Origin of the sequence: Paenibacillus caseinilyticus (assembly GCF_027533645.1) — a bacterium.
GTDB classification, from domain to species: domain Bacteria; phylum Bacillota; class Bacilli; order Paenibacillales; family NBRC-103111; genus Paenibacillus_G; species Paenibacillus_G caseinilyticus.
This window is the reverse complement of record NZ_JAQAGY010000025.1, coordinates 81798-102855: the sequence shown is the minus strand read 5'-3', so window position 1 is coordinate 102855 and position 21058 is coordinate 81798. Positions and strand designations below refer to the sequence as shown.

The window sequence follows — 21058 nt, the reverse complement described above, 5'->3', positions numbered from 1 at the left end:
GCATGGCAGAAACTCATTGCTGAGCTTCTATATTTAACACTCACTCGATGTTCAGTTTTCAAAGGGCAATTCGTTTCGACTGCATTCGCCATGGTTCTTAGCGGCGAGAATCAATGTAGCATACATGCTGCTCAATTGCAAGTTTCATTTTTAAAAATAAAAATCAACTTCTATAGAGCACCCGCTAACTATCGGCGGATTTGTAAACCTATCATTATTCTATAAACGATTCAAGGTCTTTTGTATCCATTCAAGGGTGCAATACCCGTAGCGCAGATATCAAGTAAAACGTTGAAGCTCGTTATCAGTGCAGCGAACGTTAATATATCACAGCTCTATCAAGTGTTCAAGTGAAAATTTTGGAAGATACTCTCTCGCCAAACGTTATTGGCCTTCAATATGTTGACACAGTCTATTCAATAGTTCTTCATAATTATGTGAAATAAATCACATGATTTGATATACGATTAAAGGGTAAGGTTCTCGTTTAATGGTGAGTGAGCATCTGAAAGGAACCGCCGAATACCCTGGGGACAGGTATTCCGGTTCTACGGTTCGTAAATGAAGCATTTTTGTATATGTAGGAGGTGTCACTGTGGAGCCCTATCAAAAGCACGAGAAGCGCCTGATGATTCTAATGTTTATTGTCGGGTTCGTAATGCTTATGGCCTTTCTGCGCCGCTTGTTCATGTAATTCCACCCTTCATACAGGGTGAAAAAGGAGCTGACCACTGAATGCACTATGATCCGGTATTCTACAGCCGTATGCTGACTGAGCTCACCTTGGCCTTCCATATTACTTTCGCGACGATAGGTGTTGGGGTTCCCGTGATGATCGCCCTTGCCGAATGGCGGGGCATACGAACCGGTGATCCTCATTATGCACTGCTGGCCCGGCGCTGGACACGCGGCTTCGTCATAACTGTCGCTGTCGGCGTAGTTACGGGAACGGCGATTGGCCTTCAACTAAGCCTCTTGTGGCCGAGCTTTATGAAGATCGCAGGCCAGGCCATAGCGCTTCCCCTCTTCCTTGAGACCTTCGCATTCTTCATTGAAGCCATCTTTTTGGGGATTTACCTTTATACATGGGATCGATTCAAGAAAAAAACAACCCATCTGCTGCTCATGATCCCCATTGTGATCGGTTCCTCGGCATCGGCGTTTTTCATTACGACATTGAACGCTTTTATGAATACACCGAGAGGCTTTACCCTGGAAGACGGTGTCATCAAGAATCTGCAGCCGCTTGCAGCCATGTTCAATCCTGCGACCCCGACCAAGGTGGCCCATGTACTCGCCTCCTCTTATACCACATCCGCTTATATCCTGGCTGCTATTGCGGCTTACAAGCTGCTGAAGGGCAACGACCACCTCTATTATAAGAAAGCATTGAAACTCACCGTGACAGCGGCCTTCGTCTTCTCGCTGGCGACAGCGACCATTGGTGACCTGTCGGGCAAATTCTTAGCCAAATACCAGCCGGAGAAGCTGGCTGCGGCCGAATGGCATTTCGAAACGGAGCGTAGAGCCCCTCTCGTGCTTGGAGGTTACCTGAACGAGAATTACGAGATTAAATATGGTCTTTCGGTCCCTTATGGCCTCAGCATCCTGGCACACGGCACTCCGAATGGAGAGGTAACCGGTCTGAACGAGTTTCCGGAGAACGAGCGCCCCCCGCTGTATATTCATTATTTGTTTAACCTGAAGGTCGCATTCGGTATGTATTTGGCCCTGGTCGGTTTTCTGTATCTTCTTCGTAACAAGTGGACACGCGGCCGGAATCTTCTCCCCAGGTGGCTCCTAGGCATGATTCTACTGGCAGGACCTCTTGCGATGATTACCATCGAACTCGGCTGGTTCTTCGCCGAAGTGGGCCGGCAGCCTTGGATTCTGCGGGGGTACATGAAAGTGTCGGATGCCGCGACGACATCGGCCCATGTCGATGCTATGCTCGTCCTCTTCTGCCTGCTCTACCTCGTGCTCGGCATTACGGTGGTCCGGGTGCTCGGTAAGCTGTTCCGTAATTACGATGTAATCCAGGAGATGATCTCACTCGGTATCGAAAAAGGAGGCAGACGTCCATGAGTTACGAACTGCTCGGCATTACCGTACTCTGGACCTTTCTGTACGGCTATCTTATTGTAGCTTCCGTCGATTTCGGCGCCGGATTCTTCAGTTATTACAGTGTGCTGACCGGGCAGCAAAATAAAATACACAAAATCATCCAGCGGTATCTCTCCCCCGTTTGGGAAGTGACGAACGTCTTTCTGATTTTTTTCTTCGTCGGTATCGTTGGGTTCTTCCCCGAAACGGCGTATTATTACGGCACAGCCCTGCTTATTCCTGGGAGCATCGCGATCATTCTGCTCGCAATCCGCGGTTCTTACTACGCCTTCTCCACATACGGCAGCAAGGAAAACCGTTGGTACATGCTGCTGTATGGCGCTACCGGTCTGCTTATTCCCGCTTCGCTATCGACCGTGCTGACGATCTCGGAAGGCGGGTATATCGAAGAACGCGGCGGCCAAGTTCTTTTCCTGTGGAACCGGCTGCTCTCCAGTCCCTATTCTTGGAGTGTGGTACTGCTCGCGATCGTCTCCGTGCTGTATATCTCGGCTATGTTCCTTACCTATTACGCCGCCCGGGCCAAAGACCAGAACGCACTCGAGGTAGTCAGGGGATATGCGCTGCTCTGGAGCGGTCCTACCATCCTAAGCTCCTTTCTTGTATTCCTGGGCATCCGTTCCCAGAATCCCGGGCACTTTGCCGGCATGCTGAACCTTTATTGGATGTTCGCGGCCTCCCTGATTTGTTTTCTCGTCGCAGTGTATTGCGTTTGGAAACGGCGAAGTTATGGAGTCGCTTTTATCTTCGTGATGCTGCAGTTCGCCTTCGCCTTCTACGGCTACGGTGCGGCCCATCTGCCCTATGTGCTCTATCCATACATCAACATCTACGAGGGCTTTACCAATGAGACGATGGCTGCTGCACTGATTGCCGCTTTCATTGCCGGGCTGTTCGTACTGGTCCCGTCTCTGTGGCTGCTTATGCGGCTCTTCCTCTTCGATGCGGGATATGTGCAAGGATCCGGAAACTCCAAGAAAGGATGACGATGATGGACAACTTTCTCATCTTCTATGCTCCTCCTCTGGTAGCAGCGGCTGCACTGATCTTCTTGTTCCTGTGGAACGGCAGGAGACGCGACCCCGAATGGGAAGACCAGTAACGGTAAATGCACCTACGCAAAAACCCCATCCTTCAGCGCAAGAATCCGCTCAAGGATGGGGTTTTCTCTCATGATGACTCGCTGCTTACCAGAACCAGCCGCCGCCGAAGCCTCCGGGATACCCACCGTATCCATAGCCTCCCGGATAACCTCCGAAGCCCCCGTAACCACCGCCGCCATAGGCGTAAGGAGCCGTTCCTATGGCAAGAAGGTCAAACAGGACCAACGGGATGATTGCCGAGGTTTTCACCTGCTTGCCTTTTCCCTTGCGAGGCGAGACGAACAGCTGGGTGCCGCTGACGCGGACCAGTTTGCCGCGGACAACGGAGCCGTCTTTGCGTACGGCCACGATCTCTTTGCCGATCAGCTTCGCGGCATCTTGCTTACGAACTGCTTTGTGCATCTGGCACACCTCCGAAGTATATAGGTACAGCAAGCGGGAGTCTGCTGTTCTCTTACCCTATATCCTATGGGGTGCCCTAAAGCTCTGCCTGTACCTTTGTCCGTAGATACACAAGTTGTGCCGCAGCCCTTAAAGACTGCGGGAGCGGTGAAGTCTTAGCCGCGGCGAAGATTACCCAGTTCCGTGGTAATTGCTTCGATCTCGGAGATACTGAACTGGCTCTTGCCGGCAACCATCTCATAGATATCCCGAAGGTCCTCGTACTGCGTATCGTTCAATTGGGAAGCTTTCAGCGCTGCCCCGGAGGCCATACGCAGTTTTTTCTTAATTTCCTCAATCATGAATTCCGTATTCTCAAGTGTATTCGACGTCAGATTCACGTGGTTCTTCATCCTTTCAATCTGCTAAATAGGGCTGTTTCCCCTATTGTACCATGTTTGGCAGCCGGATGCGCCGTGTAATATAATGAGAGCGGTCAGCGCACCCGTACCCTAAGGAGGCATTCTGCATGATACATACACTCCGGTTGAACACACGTGAACGAGATGCGATGATCGATATTACCCGTGAAGTGCATGATCTTCTGAAGAAAACACAGATCGAAGATGGACTGGCCGTCGTGTATTGTCCCCATACGACAGCAGGGATCACTATTCAGGAGAATGCGGATCCGGATGTACGCCATGATGTACTGATGCGACTGGACGAAGTATATCCTTGGACGCATCCCAAGTACAAACATGCGGAAGGAAATACCGCCTCGCATCTGAAAGCCATGACCGTCGGATCCTCGCAAACGGTACTGATCGCCGGTTCCCGATTGGTGCTCGGCCGGTGGCAGGGAATTTATTTTTGCGAATTCGATGGACCACGGGAACGAAATGTCATGGTAAAGTTGGTACGCGGTTAAGCTTTACTGTATTAAAGTTAGGGGCTGCAAAGAATCTTAGGATGCAGATTTCGGCAGGATGTTATCCTTGCAGCCCCTCGCACAAATATTGGACATGTTGTTCGGCCAGCCGCTTCACGTCGGCATACGTTTGGTTAAAGTGAATGTTATACGATATGAATCCATGCAGTGACATGAAAAGACTCCAAGGCAGGCTGTACATTTTCTTCTCGCCGCCCTCCTGCTTCGCAACCACTGATCGAACGACCGTAGCGAAGAGTTCCAGGCACTGCGCTTGTTCCGTCCGGGAATAGCGCTGCAGCTCCGGATCCTTGATCATAAACATGATCTCATAGTGGTTTGGATTCTCCAGACCAAATTTGATGAACTCCAGCATAAGCTTCTCCAGCTGCGCTAAGTCACCGAGCCGGGTGCGCCGGATCATGTCCTTCTGCCTTTCGAGCAGCATCCTGAAATCCTCTATGACCAGCGCATAGAACAACTCCGCTTTTTCCCTAAAATGGTAATATAATGCCCCGTGACTGTACCCCATCGACTTGGCGATGCTTCGCATCGTTAAAGCATAATAGCCGTGTTGGACGAACAGGTGACGAGCTTCATCCAATATCCGCTCACGGCTCAGCTCCTGTGCTACTGCTTTTCTTGCCACATCCTCACTCCTCCTGCTGTGTAATGACAAGCCATCTATACATGAAGCCGCCGAAGCTCCCTAGGGAAGCTCGGCATGCTCTACGTAGCGTGATTCACCTTGCACGATCAGTCCTTGGCCTTGGGTCAAATCGGTCATCCATGCGCAGAACTCCTCTGCTTCCACAGCCGTCGGCAGACAAAGCAGCGTTACTTTATCAGCGAAGCCGGTTTCGCCAAGAAGCGTGCCTCTGCCCCTCAGCTCGTTCTCCACCTTGCCCAGCCACGTATAGTCGATCTCCACCCTAATTTCCCGGTGAAGCACCTGATATACCTGGCCTGCCGCCGCAAGCCCTGCGACCGCCCCATCCGTGTAAGCCCGGATGAGCCCGCCGGCCCCAAGCATAATTCCGCCAAAATAACGGGTTACGACCACAACGACATTCTTGAGCCCCTGATTCTTAATCACTTCCAGAATCGGTTTGCCTGCCGTCCCGCTCGGTTCCCCGTCATCCGACGCTTTCTGGATCTCATCACGCTCACCGATCATATAGGCTGAACAGTTATGTGTAGCGTTCCAATGCTCCTTCTTCAGCTCATCGATGAACGCAATCGCTTCTTCTTCGGTCGACACAGGCTTGGCGTAACCGATAAACCGGGATTTCTTGATGACGATTTCGTCGGAGCCAAATGCTCTCACCGTCCGGTACTGGGGTAACATAAGGCGTTGCCGCCCTCCTCGCTTGCCTTGGGCTTCTGGTTCAAGTCTTGGCTCCCCTTTCAAAAAAAGCAGCCATCCGGAAGGATGAACCGCTTTTTTTGCAGCCGGGGGCCGGCTTTCTTACTTATTCAAACGGGCTTCAAGCTCCGCTTTTTCCTTCTCGTAGCCCGGCTTGCCGAGCAGCGCGAACATGTTCTTCTTATACGCCTCTACGCCGGGTTGGTCAAACGGGTTGACTCCCAGCAAGTAGCCGCTGATGCCGCAGGCTTTTTCAAAGAAGTAGACCATGTATCCGAAGGTATAAGGCGTCATGTCCGGCAGGGTCACGATCAGGTTCGGTACGCCGCCATCCGTATGGGCCAGCATGGTTCCTTCGAACGCTTTGCGGTTAACGAAGTCCATCGTCTCGCCGCTCAGGAAATTCAGACCGTCGAGGTCCTGGCTGTCGGTGCCGATCGTGATCTGCTCGTTCACCTGCTCCACTTGAATGACCGTTTCGAACAGGTTACGGGACCCTTCTTGGATGAACTGGCCCATGGAGTGCAGGTCGGTGGAGAAATCGACGGAGGACGGATAAATGCCCTTGTTATCTTTGCCTTCGCTCTCTCCGAACAGCTGCTTCCACCACTCCGATACGAAGTGCAGGGACGGTTCGTAATTCACAAGAATTTCCGTAGACTTGCCTTTGCGGTAGAGGGCGTTGCGCACCGCCGCATATTGGTAAGCTTCGTTCTCCTTCAGGCTCGGGTTCGAATACACTTCACGCGCATCCGCCGCACCGCGCATGATCGCTTCCACATCGATGCCGGCTGTTGCGATCGGCAGCAAACCTACCGCCGTCAGCACGGAGTAGCGTCCGCCTACGTCATCAGGAATCACGAAGGTCTCATAGCCTTCTTCGGTCGCCAGCTTCTTCAGGGCGCCCTTCGATTGGTCGGTCGTGGCATAGATCCGCTTGCGCGCGCCGTCTTTGCCGTACTTCTTCTCGAGCAGTTCGCGGAAAATGCGGAATGCTATGGCCGGCTCTGTGGTGGTACCGGACTTCGAGATTACGTTAACGGAGATATCTTTGCCTTCGAGCAGCTGCAGCAGATGCGTAACATAGGTCGACGAGATATTCTGACCGACGAAATACACTTCCGGCGTCTTGCGCTGACCCTTCGGCAGCAGGTTGTAGAAGCTGTGGGACAGCATCTCGATCGCCGCACGGGCGCCAAGGTAAGATCCGCCGATGCCGATAACGATCAGGGCGTCGGAATCCGACTGGATGCGCTGTGCAGCCTGCTGAATACGTGCGAACTCTTCTTTATCGTAAGCCGCCGGCAGATCGATCCATCCGAGATAATCGCTCCCTGCCCCGCTCTTATTGTGCAGCTGTTCGTGCGCGAGAGCTACCGCTCCCTCCAGATAGTCCACTTCATGCTGCTGGATGAACCCCAGCGCCTTGCTGTAATCAAAACGAAGCTTGGCTGTCATGAATTCTAATCCTCCTATTTCCGAATGATCCGGATACTTTCTCTTTTATGTACCTATAAAAATAGAATACTTGATTATCCATCCATTACGCAAGAGAATTCACACGCTGCCTGATGAAATGCTACAATGGTACCAAGACGCCCGGACCAGCCTTGACGTAATGATGGCGGCCCAGCTTCAGAATACGATCTTAACGAAAGTCAGGTGGAATCATGAAAACGATCGGTTTTATCGGTCTTGGTACAATGGGCAACCCCATGGCAGCCAACCTGCTAAAAAAAGGGTTTGAAGTCATCGTCTATAACCGGACGCCATCCAAAGCGGATAACCTGCTTGTTCTCGGAGCCCGCACGGCCTCCACGCCCGCGCAGGCTGCCAAGGAAGCAGACGTTGTTATCACCATGCTGAGCACGGACGATGTCGTCCTGGAGCATATTGTCGGGGCCCAAGGCATCATCGGGTCACTTCGGCCCGGACAAGCCGTAATCGACTGCTCGACAGTGTCCCCTGAAACCAGTCGGCGAATTCATGACGAGCTTGCAGCCCATGCCGTCGATTTCCTGGATGCGCCGGTGACCGGCAGCAAGCCCGGTGCGGAGGGCGGTACGCTCGTCTTTATGATCGGCGGGGAAGAAGTGGCCCTGGATGCCCACCGCGACGTGTTTGAAGCGATGGGCACCCGTATCGTGTACATGGGCCCTTCAGGCTCGGGCTCCCATGCCAAGCTCGCCCACAACACGATGGTCGGCATCAATGCGCTCGGACTGATGGAAGGCCTGTCTCTGGTTACCAAGGCAGGGCTGGATCCCGAGCGGTTCCTCGGCATCGTGCTCGCCGGAGGCGCGAGCTCCAAGCAGGCGGAGCTTAAGGGCCAGAAGATCGTCAACCGCGACTTCAGCAATCAGTTCTCTCTAGGACTGATGCTGAAGGACCTGCTGCTGGCAGGCGATGTGGCCAACGGCTTCCAGCTGCCCTCTCCTATGCTCCGTGCGGCCACCGGCATCTTCCAGATGGGACGGGCCAAAGGACTCAGCGAAGAGGATCTGTCGGCCGTCATCCAGTGCTACGAGGACTGGATGGGTCTGCAGGTCGGGATCCCGGCGGAAGCTCCCGGATCTAAGGAATCGGCGGAGGAACGGCGCCGCAGCCTCCGCGTGCAGCTGAACATCAAGCTGCATCTCTCGGTCTACCAATGGCAGCAGGAAGGCTCCTTCTCCGGCCAGCTGATCGACGGCACGCTTGTCGATCTCTCTGACAGCGGCCTGCTGATCACCTCAGCCGCCCCGCTTGCCCAGGATATGTTCATCGTCATCCACTTCCCGCAGGAAGCGGACCTGCCGCCGGTAACCGGACGCATCATCCGCATCCATGCGGAGGGCGACCAGTTCAAGTATGGCTGCATGCTCTCCGGCTTGCCGCCTTATGTCCGCCTCAAGCTGGAAGACTACGTCCTCAGCAAAGCGGAAGCGGACAGCTCGGCGGAGGCTTAAGCCAAGTTACCGCAAGCGGGACAATCCGCCGCGGCACAAGAGGGAATAAGCGCACGCTGCGCTGCAGTATGGCTGTTAGCCGGCACTGTCGCTTCCCTGACCGTATCAGGCCAGCCAAAAAAGGCTGCATCGTCTTGTCCAAAGACGATGCAGCCTTTTTTTGATGCAGCCTTACTCGCTGATGTAGGAGCAGCAATAGTCCGTGACCGTACGGACCTCCAGCTTGAACTTCTCGCCAGCCGGAACCGTGAACTCTCCCGTGCCGCTGATCTGGAGCCACTCGCTGGAACCCGGCAGCAAGACGCTAAGGTCCCCTGCCAGAATTTCCATGATTTCTTTCACGTCCGTACCGAATTCGTACTCTCCCGGCAGCATGATGCCAAGCGTCTTCTTCGTGCCGTCGGCGAACAAGACAGCCCGGCTCGTCACCTTGCCGTCAAAATATACATTAGCTTGCTTCACTACCGTAACATTCTCGAATTGGGACATGGCGACAACCGCTCCTCTGATGTAATTTCTCTGCGTATCTCTAAGTCAAGGCTTATTTTAAAAGCTGCTTCACACGGGCAACCACGTTCTCGACCGTAAAGCCGTACTCCTTGATGACAACCGGCCCCGGTGCCGAAGCGCCGAACTTGTTAATGCCGAGAATATCCCCGCCGTCGCCTACATAGCGGTCCCATCCGAAGGAATGGCCCATTTCGACTGCCAGGCGGGCCTTCACTTCCGGCAGGATAACCGAGTCTTTGTATTCCTGCGTCTGCTTATCGAACAGTTCCCAGCTTGGCATGGAGATCACGCGGACGTTCACGCCTTCTTCGGCCAGAGCCTTCTGTGCGGCTACCGCCAGCTGAACTTCCGTACCAGTCGCAATGATCTGCGCCTGAGGTTTGCCGTCCGGCGCGTCAGCCAGCACGTACGCGCCGCGATCCACCGCACCCTTCTCCGAACCTTCCAGCTTCACTGCGGCTTGACGGGAGAAGATCAGGGCAACCGGGCCCACCTTGTTCTGTACGGCATACTTCCAGGCAGCCGCCGTCTCGCTGCCATCCGCCGGACGGATGATCGTCAGGCCCGGAATGACGCGAAGCGCCGCGAGCTGCTCGATCGGCTCATGGGTCGGACCGTCTTCCCCGACGCCGATGGAGTCATGCGTGAAGACGTAGATCGCCGGCACATTCATGATCGAGGCCAGGCGGATTGCCGGACGCAGGTAGTCCGAGAAGACGAAGAACGTGCCGCAGAATACCTTGAGACCGCCGTGAAGCAGCATCCCGTTGACCGCGGCACCCATCCCGAACTCACGCACGCCGAAGTAAACGTTGCGCCCGCTGTAATCCTTAGGCGTCAGCTGGCCGAGGCCCTTCATGTGCGTCATCGTGGAAGACTCCAGGTCGGCAGAGCCGCCGATCAGCTGCGGTACGGCATTCGCAATCTCATTGAGCACGATACCGGAAGCTGTACGTGTTCCCTTCTCAGCCGGAGCATCGAGTGAGACTTTCGACTCCCAGCCCTCAGGAAGCTCGCCGCTCAGTGCCATGTCGAACTGTTTGGCCAGCTCCGGATACGCTTGGGCATACTCGGCGAAAGAAGCCTTCCATGCCTCGTACGTCCCGATGTTCTTGCGCTTCACTTCCTCGAAATGGCTGCGTACGGCATCCGGAACATAGAAATGCTGCTCGCGGTCCCAGCCGTATGCTTCTTTGGTCAGCGCCACTTCGTCTACGCCAAGCGGGGAACCGTGAGGTCCTACGTGGCCGCCCTTGCCCGCTTTGTTCGGGGAACCGTAGCCGATGACGGTCTTCACTTCGATCAGCGTCGGACGATAGTCGGCTTGGGCTTCCAGGACCGCTTGGTGAAGCGCTTCGAGATCGTTGCCGTCCTCTACGCGGAGTACCTGCCAGCCGTAGCCCTCGAAGCGCTGCGCCACATTCTCGGAGAACGAGAGGTTCAGTTCGCCGTCGAGCGAGATATCGTTGGAATCGTACAGCACGATCAGCTTGCTGAGCTTCAAATGCCCGGCCAGCGAAGCGGACTCCGAAGAGATTCCTTCCATGAGGTCCCCGTCGCCGCAAATCGCATATGTATAATGGTCCACGATACGGAAACCTTCTTTATTGTATACCGCTCCGAGGTGTGCCTCGGCCACCGCCATACCGACTGCCATACCGAAGCCTTGTCCGAGCGGCCCTGTCGTAGCGTCCACGCCGGCCGTATGCCCGACTTCCGGATGGCCCGGAGTCTTGCTGCCCCATTGGCGGAAGTTCTTCAGTTCTTCCATCGGCAAGTCGTACCCGGAGAGGTGCAGAAGGCTGTACAGCAGCATGGAGCCGTGACCGGCAGAAAGCACGAAACGGTCGCGGTTGATCCAGTTCGGCTCGTCCGGATTGTGCTTCATAACCTTTGCGAACAGCTCGTATCCCATAGGAGCAGCGCCCATCGGCATGCCCGGATGGCCGGATTTAGCTTTCTCCACCGCGTCAATCGACAGCGTGCGGATTGTGTCGATTGAAAGCTGCTCAATCGATTTGTTTGTGACCGTCATAAGTCATCCTCCACTCTATTCTTTGTGACAGCAATGTACTAAAGACAGGCTGGGTGCAGCAACAGGCAGAGGCATCCTCACAAATGAGAGCCACATTACTTTCTGTTAACGTGTGCACTGCCTTATAAACACGATATTCTTGCTTTATTGTACCATTGTCCGACGCAGTTTGCCATATCGCGGCGTCCCCCAAGACCATCTCCTATTGTGCATTCCTCCCAGCGTCTTTATCCGGCTGCCTGCTCGCGCTTGTTCACCAGGCCATTTATGCAGGCGTTGCCCCCATCCCCTGTCTTGGGTAGAGGGCATTCCTGTGAGACGGGGAAGCCTGATCATGGCGGATGACAAGCCTTCTATTCTATGGATAGGGCCGGCACAGTTCGCGGCTCTGCACCGAGGCCGGCTCCTCCCATCCCTTCAGCCGAAAGAGGCGGACAGGAAATGATCCCGTTCCGCCCCGATTCGGCACCTGTGACCTTACGCCGTCATGCCGCCCGACTCCGCAAGAAGAAGATACACGTTCCCCGCCTCATCCGTTTCCACTTCGAAGGTCGTCACACACCCTTCATCCGGCGCTTGAACGCGGCCGTCTTTTACATCGATCTTCCAGTCGTGCAGAGGGCAGAACACGTGATGGTCGCAGACAATCCCTTCCGACAGCTTCCCTCTCTTATGCGGGCAGGCATTCTCCACCGCATACAGTGCCCCCGAGGAAAGCTTGAACACGGCTACCTCTGTACCTTCCACCCGGACTGTTCTCGAACGCAGTGCAGGAATATCCGAAATATGACCCACCTGTAACCGTTTCATGGCATAGCCTCCTCAAGAAATTTTCCCGCGATAACCGGCCGGACTTGCTTCTAACGACTCTCTCCTGCCGAATCCCCCTCCGTTCCCGCCTCGTGGGCAAGACCGGCAGCTACTTCCGCTGCAGCTACCGCGTCCACTGGACCGGAGGCTGACAGCTCTTCGAACGTGGAACGCAGCGACGGCGTCTCGATGATCTCTTTCCAGGGATCGGTTGTCACCTGCAGCGCCTCATCGATTCGAGCCACCAAGGCCTGCCGCTTCTCCTGCGTATCCAAGGCGGACCGGACGGTTTCGAGTCCCACCCGCGGAAGCCATTCGCTCGTCCGCTCGTTCCACTTGCCGGTCTCCCGGTAGTACTGCAGGTAGGCGGCGGCGTATTCCATGACTTCTTCCTCCGTCTTCACTTTACAGAGCAGATCGGTCGCCCGGACCTTCACGCCCCCGTTCCCTCCGACATGCAGCTCATAGCCGCCGTCGATGGCCACAATGCCGAAGTCCTTGATCGTCGCTTCCGCGCAGTTCCGCGGACAGCCCGACACCGCTAGCTTCACCTTCGCGGGTGTGCTCAGCCGTTCAAAACGTCGCTCCAGGGCGATGCCCATGCCCATGGCATCCTGGGTGCCGAACCGGCAGAAGGTGCTTCCAACGCAGGTTTTGACGGTGCGAAGCGTCTTGCCGTAGGCATACCCGGACGGCATATCAAGATCCGACCACATCTTCGGCAGGTCTTCTTTCTTCACCCCCAGCAGGTCAAGCCGCTGCCCGCCCGTGAATTTCACCAGCGGCACTTCGTACTTCTCGGCCACTTCGGCAATCCGCTTGAGCTCTTGTGGAGATGTCACTCCCCCATAAATTCGCGGCACGACGGAATACGTACCGTCCTTCTGAATGTTCGCGTGGTTGCGTTCGTTGACGAACCGGGATTCGCGTTCCTCCTCATGCTCTACCGGCCACACCATACCCAGATAATAGTTCAGCGCAGGCCGGCACTTCGAGCAGCCTTCCGTGTTCTCCCAGCCCAGTACGTTCATGACTTCCTTGCTCGTAGTCAAATGCATGGAACGGATCGCTTCCACCACTTCGTCCCGGCCCATGGTCGTGCAGCCGCAGATCCCCTCTTTGGCTGCTGTAACCGCGCCGGCCCCCAGGGTGCACTGGAGTACCTCACCGACCAGCGGTTTGCAGCCGCCGCAGGAGCGGGACGCCCCGGTGCAGGCTTTGATGGCATCTACCGAAGTCAGTCCCTGTTCGTGGATGGCTTTCACAATGGCCCCCTTGGACACCCCGTTGCAGCCGCAAACGATCTCGTCGTCCGCCATGGCCGCGGCAGCCGAGCCCCCGCTCTTCCCGCCCGCACTGCCGAAACCTTCACCCAGCGCAGCTTCCTTCTCGCGGCCGCTGACATCCTCTGCGGTCCGGATCAGCTTGAAGATCCGGGCACTGTCGCTGGTATCCCCGAACAGGACCGCACCGACCACCTTGCCTTCGCGAATCAGAATCTTCTTATAGATGCCCTCGAATTCATCCTGAACTTTAATAGCCCGCATCCCCGGCGATTCCCTGTACTGCCCTGCCGAGAAGACGTCCACCCCCGACACCTTCAGCTTCGTGGAGGTGACGGACCCCTGGTAGCCGCCCACTTCCAGCCCGCAGAGCCGCTTGGCCAGCACATCCCCCTGCTCATACAGCGGAGCCACCAAGCCATAGGCTACGCCCCGGTGCTCAGCACACTCGCCAACTGCGTAGACATTCGGAACGTTGGTCTCCAGGAAGTCGTTCACCACAATGCCCCGATTGACCTCTATGCCATGATCCCGCGCGATCGCCACATTAGGCCGAATGCCAACGGCCATCACCACGAGATCGGCTTCCACCACGCTGCCATCCTTGAACTTGACGCCAGTAACGCGGTTCTTGCCAAGAATTTGTTCGGTATGCTTATCGAGCAAGAACTTCATCCCCTGCCCTTCTAGTTCGGCCCGGAGCATCGTCGATGCCGTCTGATCCAGCTGCCGCTCCATCACGTAATCGTGGATATGGACTACCGAGACTTCCATGTTCAGGTTCAGGAGTCCCCGGGCCGCTTCCAAGCCCAGCAAGCCTCCGCCGATCACTACAGCCTTCTTGAATTTCTTCGCCGACTCGATCATCGTCTCGCAATCTTTAATATCGCGGAACGCAATCACGCCTTCTTTGTCCGCTCCCGGCACCGGAAGGATGAAAGCACGCGAACCTGTCGCCAGAATGAGCTCATCGTAAGCCACCGTAATCCCTTTGTCCGAGGTGACCGTACGCTTGGCCTTATCAATCTTCGTTACCGTATGACCCGCATGAAGAGTGATGCCGTTCTCCCGGTACCAGTCCCAGTCATTGAGGACAATATCCTTCATGCTCGAATCTCCCGCAAGCACTGACGAGAGCAGGATCCGGTTATAGTTCGGGTGCGGCTCGCTCCCGAAGATCGTCACCTCAAATTGCTGGGGAGCCAGCTTCAACATATGCTCCACACACCACACGCCAGCCATCCCGTTTCCTATCAGTACCAGTTTCCGTTTCATCTCTCACCACTCCTTGCGGTTGATGTTGTCTTTTCTATAGGATCATCTCTGCTCCCTTGATTGCCAAGGGGGATATCACGATTTTAATGTTATGTTTTATAACACCATTGTTTCTTGTGTTAACTATACAAGGATAAACCGTAAATTACAATACCAAAATGTAATATTTGTTAACATTCTTGGATTGTATATTAAAAAATACGGATGTTCATGATAGTTTTTATCGTTATTATTCGCATTTTTTAGGCCGATACACAAATACCTCTCCTGCAAACGCTTTCCAATATCACTTATAGTGTTATATTAATTAACGTCATGGCTCTTGGTTCAACCATCATGATAAAAGCCCAAAACCAGCCAGCCGCCTTACACAAAAAAAACCGGCCCCTCCCCCTTACCAGGGAAGTGCCGGTCCTCTCTATCCATTCCTAACTAAATACAACAGTCTTGTTGCCATGTACAATAACACGGTCTTCCACATGCCAGTTCACCGCGCGGGCTAGTACCGTCCGCTCAATGTGCCGGCCGATCCGCTTCAGGTCCTCGACATTATCGCGGTGGCTGACCCGCTGTACGTCCTGCTCGATAATTGGGCCGCCATCCAGCTCTTCCGTTACATAATGCGCCGTCGCCCCGATAATCTTAACCCCTCGGTTGTGCGCCTGTGCATACGGCTTGCCTCCGACGAAGGCGGGAAGGAACGAGTGGTGAATATTGATAATCCGGTTCGGAAAATGTTCAATGAACTTCGGCGAAATGATCTGCATATAACGTGCCAGAACAACCGCATCCACCTGGCCGTCCACCAGTTCAAGCTGGCGCTTCTCCGCATCCGCCTTCGTCTCTGCTGTCACAGGAATGTGATGATAAGGAATGCCAAGCGATTCGACAAGCTCGCGCATCTCGTTGTGGTTGGAGATGACCATAGCAATATCCGCATCCAGATCACCGGACTGCCAGTGCCAGAGAAGCTCCAGCAGGCAGTGGTCTTCCTTGGAGACGAAGATCGCCAGACGCTTGCGTCGGCTTGCACGGGCAATGCTCCATGTCATCTGGAACTCGTCCGCCACACGCGAGAAGTCCGCTTTCAAAGCCTCCCGCCGTTCATTCAAATTCTCGAGATCAAACTCGATTCGGATAAAGAACAGGCCGCCCTCGGGGTCCATCGTATACTGGTCCGACTGCAGGATATTGGCGCCGTGCCCATGGAGAAAACGGGATACCGCCGCCACAATACCGGGACGGTCAGGGCAGGATACCAGCATGCGGGCACGGTTGTCCCGGCCGCTGCGTTTGGGTTGGGATGTCATTTTGGGAACCATGGAACTCTTCTTCTACTCCTTCATTACGGTCATGCGGCAGGGAGCGCAGCTTCGTTTGCCGCTGCGCGTCCCGCCACCGCCTACGTTATACTGTTACACGGCCGCGAACACGTGATCGCCGGCAAACCATGCCGTCAGCCTGTGGTTGATCTCTTCTTCTTTGAGCTGCGGGAACAGGTTGTCCGCCATGATCAGATCATAGAGACGCTCCATCGGCTCGCGGCCGTCCGCCTTCTTCGCCTTCGCATCCGTCTTGAGCAGATCCCAGGTCTGAAGTACATAACTCCGGGGGTCGAGTTCCTGCTTCTTGAAGAAATGGCTCAGCATCTCGACGTCGGCAAGAAAATCCGCGCCGAACCTCTCCTTGACCGTCCCGGCCAGCAGGGCGATCTCGGCTTCGTACATCGGACGCTCCGTCGCATCCTCTTTGCCGATCCACGGCGTCTCGAGAATGAAAGGCAGGTGCTTCAGCTTCTCGTGATGCACGATGCGGCGCATCGCTTCGAATCCGAGCCAGCCGGCACCTACCGGAGCATGCCGGTCTTTGCCCGCGCCGCGGGGATTCTTGCTGTCGTTCAGGTGAACCACCGCCAAGCGATCCAGCCCGACGATACGGTCGAATTCCTCAATCACCGCGTCCAGGTCGTTCACGATATCATATCCCGCATCGTGGACGTGGCAGGTGTCAAGGCATACGGTCAGACGGTCGTTCTTCTCGACCTTCTCCATGATCGAAGCGAGTTCCTCGAAGCTCCGGCCGATCTCGGTTCCTTTGCCCGCCATGGTTTCCAGTGCGATATGCACGCCGGTATCCTTGACGCCTTCGAGCACTTCGTTCAATCCTTCCGCAATACGTCCAATCCCGTACTCGGCATCCTTGTCCGTAAAGGCCCCGGGATGAAGCACGATCTGCTTCACGCCGATATAGTCCGTACGGCGCATCTCTTCCTGCAGGAAGCGGACGGCGAGTTCGAACGTGTCTTCCTTATAAGATGCCAGGTTGATGATGTACGGAGCATGAACAATGATCTCGCCGATCCCATTCTCCGCCATGACCGCCTTGCCTTCTTCGATGAACTGGTTCTCGATCGGCTTACGGCGTGTGTTCTGCGGCGCCCCGGTATAAATCATGAACGTGCCCGATCCGTAGGAAGCGGCTTCTTTGGCGGCATTCAGCAGACCTTTATCTGAAAACGATACGTGCGATCCGATTCTCACCATAGCTTTCGAGTTCACTCCTTCTTTAACTCACTCTCGTCTATTTTACAAGGAAAGATCCAATAAATCTATAAAAGGACACAAATCCACGACCGCCTCCATGTTTTCCCGTATGCCCTTGTGAGGTATAATGGAAAATGAGGTGAATCCATTTCATGTACTACTTGAGCACAAAAGCCGTCCCGGACGGGTTCATGTATTTTATCATATTCTGGGTCTTCGTGCTGATTACGTTCATGTCGATCGGCGGCTATTTCATGTTCCGCAAATTCATCAAGGTGCTGCCCAAGGAAGACGGCAAGTCGAAGCTCGACTGGCAGAACCATTATGTGGACGCTTCCCGCCACCTGTGGACCGAAGAATCGAAACAGTTCCTCGAAATGCTCGTCGAACCCGTGCCATCCCCCTTCCGGGATATCGCCCGCCATACGATAGCGGCTAAGATCGGCGAAGTCGCCCTGGGGGACAATGCTCCTGCCGTCACCCGGGACCACTGCATACGCGGGTATATTCTGGCCACGCCGCGGCGCGACTACCGAAGTCTCACGTCCTATCTTGACAAGAAGGAGATTGACTACACTCCATACAAGCATCTCCTGCAGTAGGGCATCCCATAACACAGCAAACAGGCTTTCGCCTCCGGTATGCGGAGAAGCGAAAGCCTGTTTGCTGTCATGCTATGGGTGGACGCCGCACCCATACGGCCCTTATGACTTTTTCTTGCCCTTGGCCGGCATCTCGTCGAGCAGCTTGGTCGTGAGCGTAGCCACGTTATCCGTCGTGCCGACCGGCTTCTCCCGCTGCTGCGTCCGCAGTACGACGGAGGTGACTCCATCAACCGGGATCGTCATCGGCAGCTCTTCCAGACGCACGAAACCAATCTTGCCGTCGACAATCACGTATAGGTCGGTCTTCCAGTCCGATTCCAGATCAAACTGGAGATACAGGCGCCCATTCGGACGAATCGTCGTTTCAATCTCGCCCTTCTGCCGAATATTCCGGGAGATCGAGCCTGTACCGTCCGGCCCGAGCGCAGATGGCGGTACCGAGGTCCCCGGCACCGTTGTGCTGCCTCCGGATGATGTTCCCCCGCCGGAGGGAGGCAACGTACCAGTACCGCCGCCTCCCGCACCTGCCCCGCCTCCGCTGCCGTCCCCCCGCTCCGAGGCATCCTCCAGGTCAATGGAAGAGTAATCCGCCGCGAAGCCCAATCCGCGGAGATATAAATAGATCCGGTCCAGGATCGTGACGGCCTCTGCCCGGCTTACGGCATCTAGCGGACGGAAATATCCCGCATCGTCGGCCGACATAATGCCTGACGCCTGAAGGCTTGCAAGGGCGGATGCTTGTGTATTCGACAGCTCGTCGTCCCCGTATACACAATTGCCTGTTCCTGTCCCAAGGAACAAGGTCGGATAGACGGCCCCCGCTTCTTCGGAGTTCATATAGCCGCTGTTCTTATACCGTCCGTCGGCCTGTGCCTCGGCATAGAGATCCGTGTTCGGGAGCATCTTCGACGGCACATCTTTCAAGGAAGCCACAAAAGCACATGCATCGTTCTGGGAGATCCCCCTCTTTACCAGCCGGGTGCCGAACGAATGTCCAAGAATTTGCACCAGCTGAAGCCGGTTCAGACGCATCTCCGGCCGGAAGGCCAAGTCTCCGTGCAGGTCTTCACCGAAACCGCCGATATGGAAGGAGCCATCGTAGATTTCCGAGATCGGCCGGTACGCCCAATGCTGCGAAGGCACATCAATGAAATCCCCCATTTTGGAATCGCCGTATGCATATGAATTGGGTCGGTACTTATCGAACAAGCGATAAACCATCGCTGTCCACTCCGCTTTCGATATACTTTGATCGGGTAGAAAACGGCCATCCGGGTAGCCGGTCACGATGCCCTTCTGCGTCATGACCTCAATGGAGCTCAGCGCCCACGCATGACGCGTCGGATTCACATCCGGAAACGAGACTCCAGCCCCTGCGGCCGGTGCAGCCCCGGGAAGCAGAAGCGGCACGGCAAGCAGCAAGGACAGCGCGCGTGCCCCGAGCGAACGTAAATTGAACATGTACAGGAACCTCCCATCTTCTTCCCCTTTTATCGGAAGGAAGGGAGGTTTTCTTTATGCTCCGCAGGAGTGATTTTTCTCCCTCTCTAACTCAATCTTTCCAAAAGAAGCCTCAGCCGGGCAGGGTAATCGGTAATGATGCCGGACATGCCGGCCCGGATGGCACGGTGCATCTGTACCTCGTCGTTCACCGTAAACGGATATACCTTCAGACCATGCGCTGCCGCATCGGCCACATCCTCCGGATCAATCAGCAGATGATGCGGATGAAGCGAATAAACCTTCATTCCCGATCCTTCCGCGAGCCCGCGGTGATGCACCAGATTAGCATCATACAGCAGCCCGATTTTGAGCGCAGGCTCGGCTTCCTGAAGAAGCCGAAGGATTTTGTGGTTAAACGAAGATACCACCGTACTGTCAAGCCGGCCGTACTGCTTCAGCAGCTCAAGGAGCCTCTGCTGCAGCCGGGGGCTGTAAGGGCACTTGATCTCGACATTGATCATAACCCATGCAGGCACCTGAACGAATACTTCTTCGAGCGTAGGCAGCCCCTCTCCGGCATAGGTCTCATCATACCATCGGCCCGCATCCAACCTGCGCAGCTGATCGGTCGTCATCTCGGCAATAACCCCTGCTCCATCGGTCGTTCGGTTCACCGTCGCATCATGGCACACGATTAATTCGCCGTCCGCAGACAGATGCACGTCAAGTTCCACCGCATCGGCCCCCTGCTTCACCGCCAAGCCAAACGAAGCCAGCGTGTTCTCAGGCGCCTCGCCCGCCGCCCCCCGGTGCCCGATCACGAGCGGCCTGTTCGGAAACGGATTAACTTCCGTCATGTTCTTTCCTCCCCTGTCCCTAAGATCGATCTGGAATGAACCTATTATGAAACGCCCCCCTGCGCACTTGCAACCCCCGTCTGTAAAGCACGGATGAAGTTCATGTAAAGGTGCAGGGGAAGGAAACCGGCATTGCCGCGTCGAAAGAGACTTGACATACCGAGCCCCGTTCCTTCGGGCAATCCGCCAAAATGAGGTGCCATTCCCATGTGGGTCCCCCCGTATCTCTTGATCTTCGCAGGCATTCTGCTGCTCGCGGCTATCCTTGCCATCGTTCTGCTGAACAGACGCAACGCACGCAGCAACCCGTTCTACCGCAAGAAGCCTTCTTCCCTTAGCAGACAAAGCTGCTCGTACTGCCGCCGCAAAGTGCCCTCGAAGGAAATCGCGTTCTATTCCGGCCCCGGCAAAGTGGTCGGCGTCTGCCGGCAGTGCCGTCCGCAGGCCGAACGACAATCACTCCTGCGCCTTTGAGCGAGGAAAAAGACCATAAAGCCGCCGTTCACCCTCAGACCAAAACAAAAGAGAAGTCTTGCGGCCCCCGCGGGCCCCGAGACTTCTCTATGCTCAGAAAACATCCATTCCTGTATGCGGTTGAGAGGACTCGAACCTCCACGGGCGTAAGCCCACTACCCCCTCAAGATAGCGTGTCTGCCATTCCACCACAACCGCTTGCTTTTACATTACATATTCATTATACCCATTGCTGAACCAAGAGTAAAGCGGGGATGGCTGGATATCGGCGCTTGCACCAAAATCCCCGGCATGTGAGGAACTGACGCTCCCTAACCGCCGGGGCTCGTCTATATTAACCGCCGCGCCTTGAGCGCTTCGGCTTCTTCGT

Annotated in this window: 21 protein-coding genes and 1 tRNA gene; 8 read left to right on the top strand and 14 right to left on the bottom strand. The window is 55.3% G+C overall.

Features of this window, described 5'->3' with window-relative positions:
- From O9H32_RS27255 to cydS, 4 genes are all read left to right on the top strand, one after another.
- The coding region (locus O9H32_RS27255) for a hypothetical protein (protein ID WP_269869264.1) at window positions 1-225 on the top strand (225 nt) is incomplete at its 5' end.
- Between the two features lie 510 nt (window positions 226-735).
- Window positions 736-2085, top strand: coding sequence for a cytochrome ubiquinol oxidase subunit I (locus tag O9H32_RS27250; protein ID WP_269869263.1), 1350 nt, complete (start codon window positions 736-738; stop codon window positions 2083-2085).
- Window positions 2082-3110, top strand: a complete 1029-nt coding sequence (locus tag O9H32_RS27245; protein ID WP_269869262.1) for a cytochrome d ubiquinol oxidase subunit II — start codon at window positions 2082-2084, stop codon at window positions 3108-3110. Before O9H32_RS27250 ends, O9H32_RS27245 begins: the two co-directional genes overlap by 4 nt.
- Window positions 3111-3115: 5 nt before the next feature.
- Window positions 3116-3226: a cytochrome bd oxidase small subunit CydS gene (gene cydS / locus O9H32_RS32965; RefSeq protein ID WP_409162844.1), complete on the top strand. Its 111-nt coding sequence runs from the start codon at window positions 3116-3118 to the stop codon at window positions 3224-3226.
- Between the two features lie 85 nt (window positions 3227-3311).
- Here cydS and O9H32_RS27240 read toward each other — a convergent pair whose 3' ends face one another.
- Together O9H32_RS27240 and O9H32_RS27235 are read right to left on the bottom strand one after the other, a co-directional pair.
- Window positions 3312-3629, bottom strand: coding sequence for an eL33 family ribosomal protein (locus O9H32_RS27240; protein WP_269869261.1), 318 nt, complete (start codon window positions 3627-3629; stop codon window positions 3312-3314).
- 155 nt (window positions 3630-3784) lie between these two features.
- Entirely contained in the window at window positions 3785-4009 is a 225-nt protein-coding gene (locus tag O9H32_RS27235) for a DUF1128 domain-containing protein (protein ID WP_269869269.1), read from the bottom strand.
- Between the two features lie 128 nt (window positions 4010-4137).
- Between O9H32_RS27235 and O9H32_RS27230 the strand changes: the two genes are divergently transcribed.
- Window positions 4138-4539, top strand: coding sequence for a secondary thiamine-phosphate synthase enzyme YjbQ (locus O9H32_RS27230; RefSeq protein ID WP_269869260.1), 402 nt, complete (start codon window positions 4138-4140; stop codon window positions 4537-4539).
- Between the two features lie 61 nt (window positions 4540-4600).
- Here O9H32_RS27230 and O9H32_RS27225 read toward each other — a convergent pair whose 3' ends face one another.
- The 3 genes from O9H32_RS27225 to O9H32_RS27215 all read right to left on the bottom strand — a co-directional run bounded on the left by O9H32_RS27225 (window position 4601) and on the right by O9H32_RS27215 (window position 7363).
- Window positions 4601-5188, bottom strand: a complete 588-nt coding sequence (locus tag O9H32_RS27225; protein WP_269869259.1) for a TetR/AcrR family transcriptional regulator — start codon at window positions 5186-5188, stop codon at window positions 4601-4603.
- Between the two features lie 60 nt (window positions 5189-5248).
- Window positions 5249-5887 (bottom strand): YigZ family protein, encoded by a 639-nt coding sequence (locus O9H32_RS27220; protein ID WP_269869258.1) that lies wholly within the window; start codon window positions 5885-5887, stop codon window positions 5249-5251.
- Between the two features lie 120 nt (window positions 5888-6007).
- A complete protein-coding gene (locus O9H32_RS27215; RefSeq protein WP_269869257.1) occupies window positions 6008-7363 on the bottom strand; it encodes a glucose-6-phosphate isomerase in 1356 nt (451 codons plus the stop codon).
- A 212-nt stretch (window positions 7364-7575) separates the two neighbouring features.
- Here O9H32_RS27215 and O9H32_RS27210 point away from each other — a divergent pair, with 212 nt between their 5' ends.
- Window positions 7576-8853, top strand: a complete 1278-nt coding sequence (locus O9H32_RS27210; RefSeq protein ID WP_269869256.1) for an NAD(P)-binding domain-containing protein — start codon at window positions 7576-7578, stop codon at window positions 8851-8853.
- A gap of 171 nt (window positions 8854-9024) precedes the next feature.
- Here the strand turns inward: O9H32_RS27210 and ppnP are convergent, their stop codons facing one another.
- The 6 genes from ppnP to O9H32_RS27180 all read right to left on the bottom strand — a co-directional run bounded on the left by ppnP (window position 9025) and on the right by O9H32_RS27180 (window position 17309).
- A complete protein-coding gene (gene ppnP / locus O9H32_RS27205; RefSeq protein ID WP_269869255.1) occupies window positions 9025-9342 on the bottom strand; it encodes a pyrimidine/purine nucleoside phosphorylase in 318 nt (105 codons plus the stop codon).
- Window positions 9343-9394: 52 nt separating this feature from the next.
- Window positions 9395-11398 (bottom strand): transketolase, encoded by a 2004-nt coding sequence (gene tkt, locus O9H32_RS27200; RefSeq protein WP_269869254.1) that lies wholly within the window; start codon window positions 11396-11398, stop codon window positions 9395-9397.
- 477 nt (window positions 11399-11875) lie between these two features.
- Window positions 11876-12208 carry a nitrite reductase small subunit NirD gene (nirD, locus tag O9H32_RS27195; RefSeq protein WP_269869253.1) on the bottom strand — a complete coding sequence of 111 codons (333 nt, stop codon included), beginning with the start codon at window positions 12206-12208 and terminating at the stop codon, window positions 11876-11878.
- Between the two features lie 50 nt (window positions 12209-12258).
- Window positions 12259-14766, bottom strand: coding sequence for a nitrite reductase large subunit NirB (nirB, locus tag O9H32_RS27190; RefSeq protein ID WP_269869252.1), 2508 nt, complete (start codon window positions 14764-14766; stop codon window positions 12259-12261).
- A 428-nt stretch (window positions 14767-15194) separates the two neighbouring features.
- Window positions 15195-16088, bottom strand: coding sequence for a formyltetrahydrofolate deformylase (gene purU, locus O9H32_RS27185; RefSeq protein WP_269869251.1), 894 nt, complete (start codon window positions 16086-16088; stop codon window positions 15195-15197).
- Between the two features lie 93 nt (window positions 16089-16181).
- Window positions 16182-17309, bottom strand: coding sequence for a deoxyribonuclease IV (locus tag O9H32_RS27180; RefSeq protein ID WP_269869250.1), 1128 nt, complete (start codon window positions 17307-17309; stop codon window positions 16182-16184).
- 152 nt (window positions 17310-17461) lie between these two features.
- Here O9H32_RS27180 and O9H32_RS27175 point away from each other — a divergent pair, with 152 nt between their 5' ends.
- Window positions 17462-17911, top strand: a complete 450-nt coding sequence (locus O9H32_RS27175; RefSeq protein WP_269869249.1) for a DUF2621 domain-containing protein — start codon at window positions 17462-17464, stop codon at window positions 17909-17911.
- Between the two features lie 102 nt (window positions 17912-18013).
- Here O9H32_RS27175 and O9H32_RS27170 read toward each other — a convergent pair whose 3' ends face one another.
- Together O9H32_RS27170 and O9H32_RS27165 are read right to left on the bottom strand one after the other, a co-directional pair.
- A complete protein-coding gene (locus O9H32_RS27170; protein WP_269869248.1) occupies window positions 18014-19375 on the bottom strand; it encodes an S-layer homology domain-containing protein in 1362 nt (453 codons plus the stop codon).
- Between the two features lie 86 nt (window positions 19376-19461).
- Entirely contained in the window at window positions 19462-20214 is a 753-nt protein-coding gene (locus tag O9H32_RS27165) for a glycerophosphodiester phosphodiesterase (protein ID WP_269869247.1), read from the bottom strand.
- Window positions 20215-20421: 207 nt separating this feature from the next.
- On the opposite strand from O9H32_RS27165, the gene O9H32_RS27160 reads away from it, so the two are divergent.
- The gene (locus O9H32_RS27160; protein ID WP_269869246.1) at window positions 20422-20688 is read left to right on the top strand and encodes a hypothetical protein; all 267 of its coding nucleotides are present in this window, start codon (window positions 20422-20424) and stop codon (window positions 20686-20688) included.
- A gap of 115 nt (window positions 20689-20803) precedes the next feature.
- Here O9H32_RS27160 and O9H32_RS27155 read toward each other — a convergent pair.
- Window positions 20804-20886 (bottom strand) — tRNA-Leu (locus tag O9H32_RS27155).
- Window positions 20887-21058: the final 172 nt, after the last annotated feature.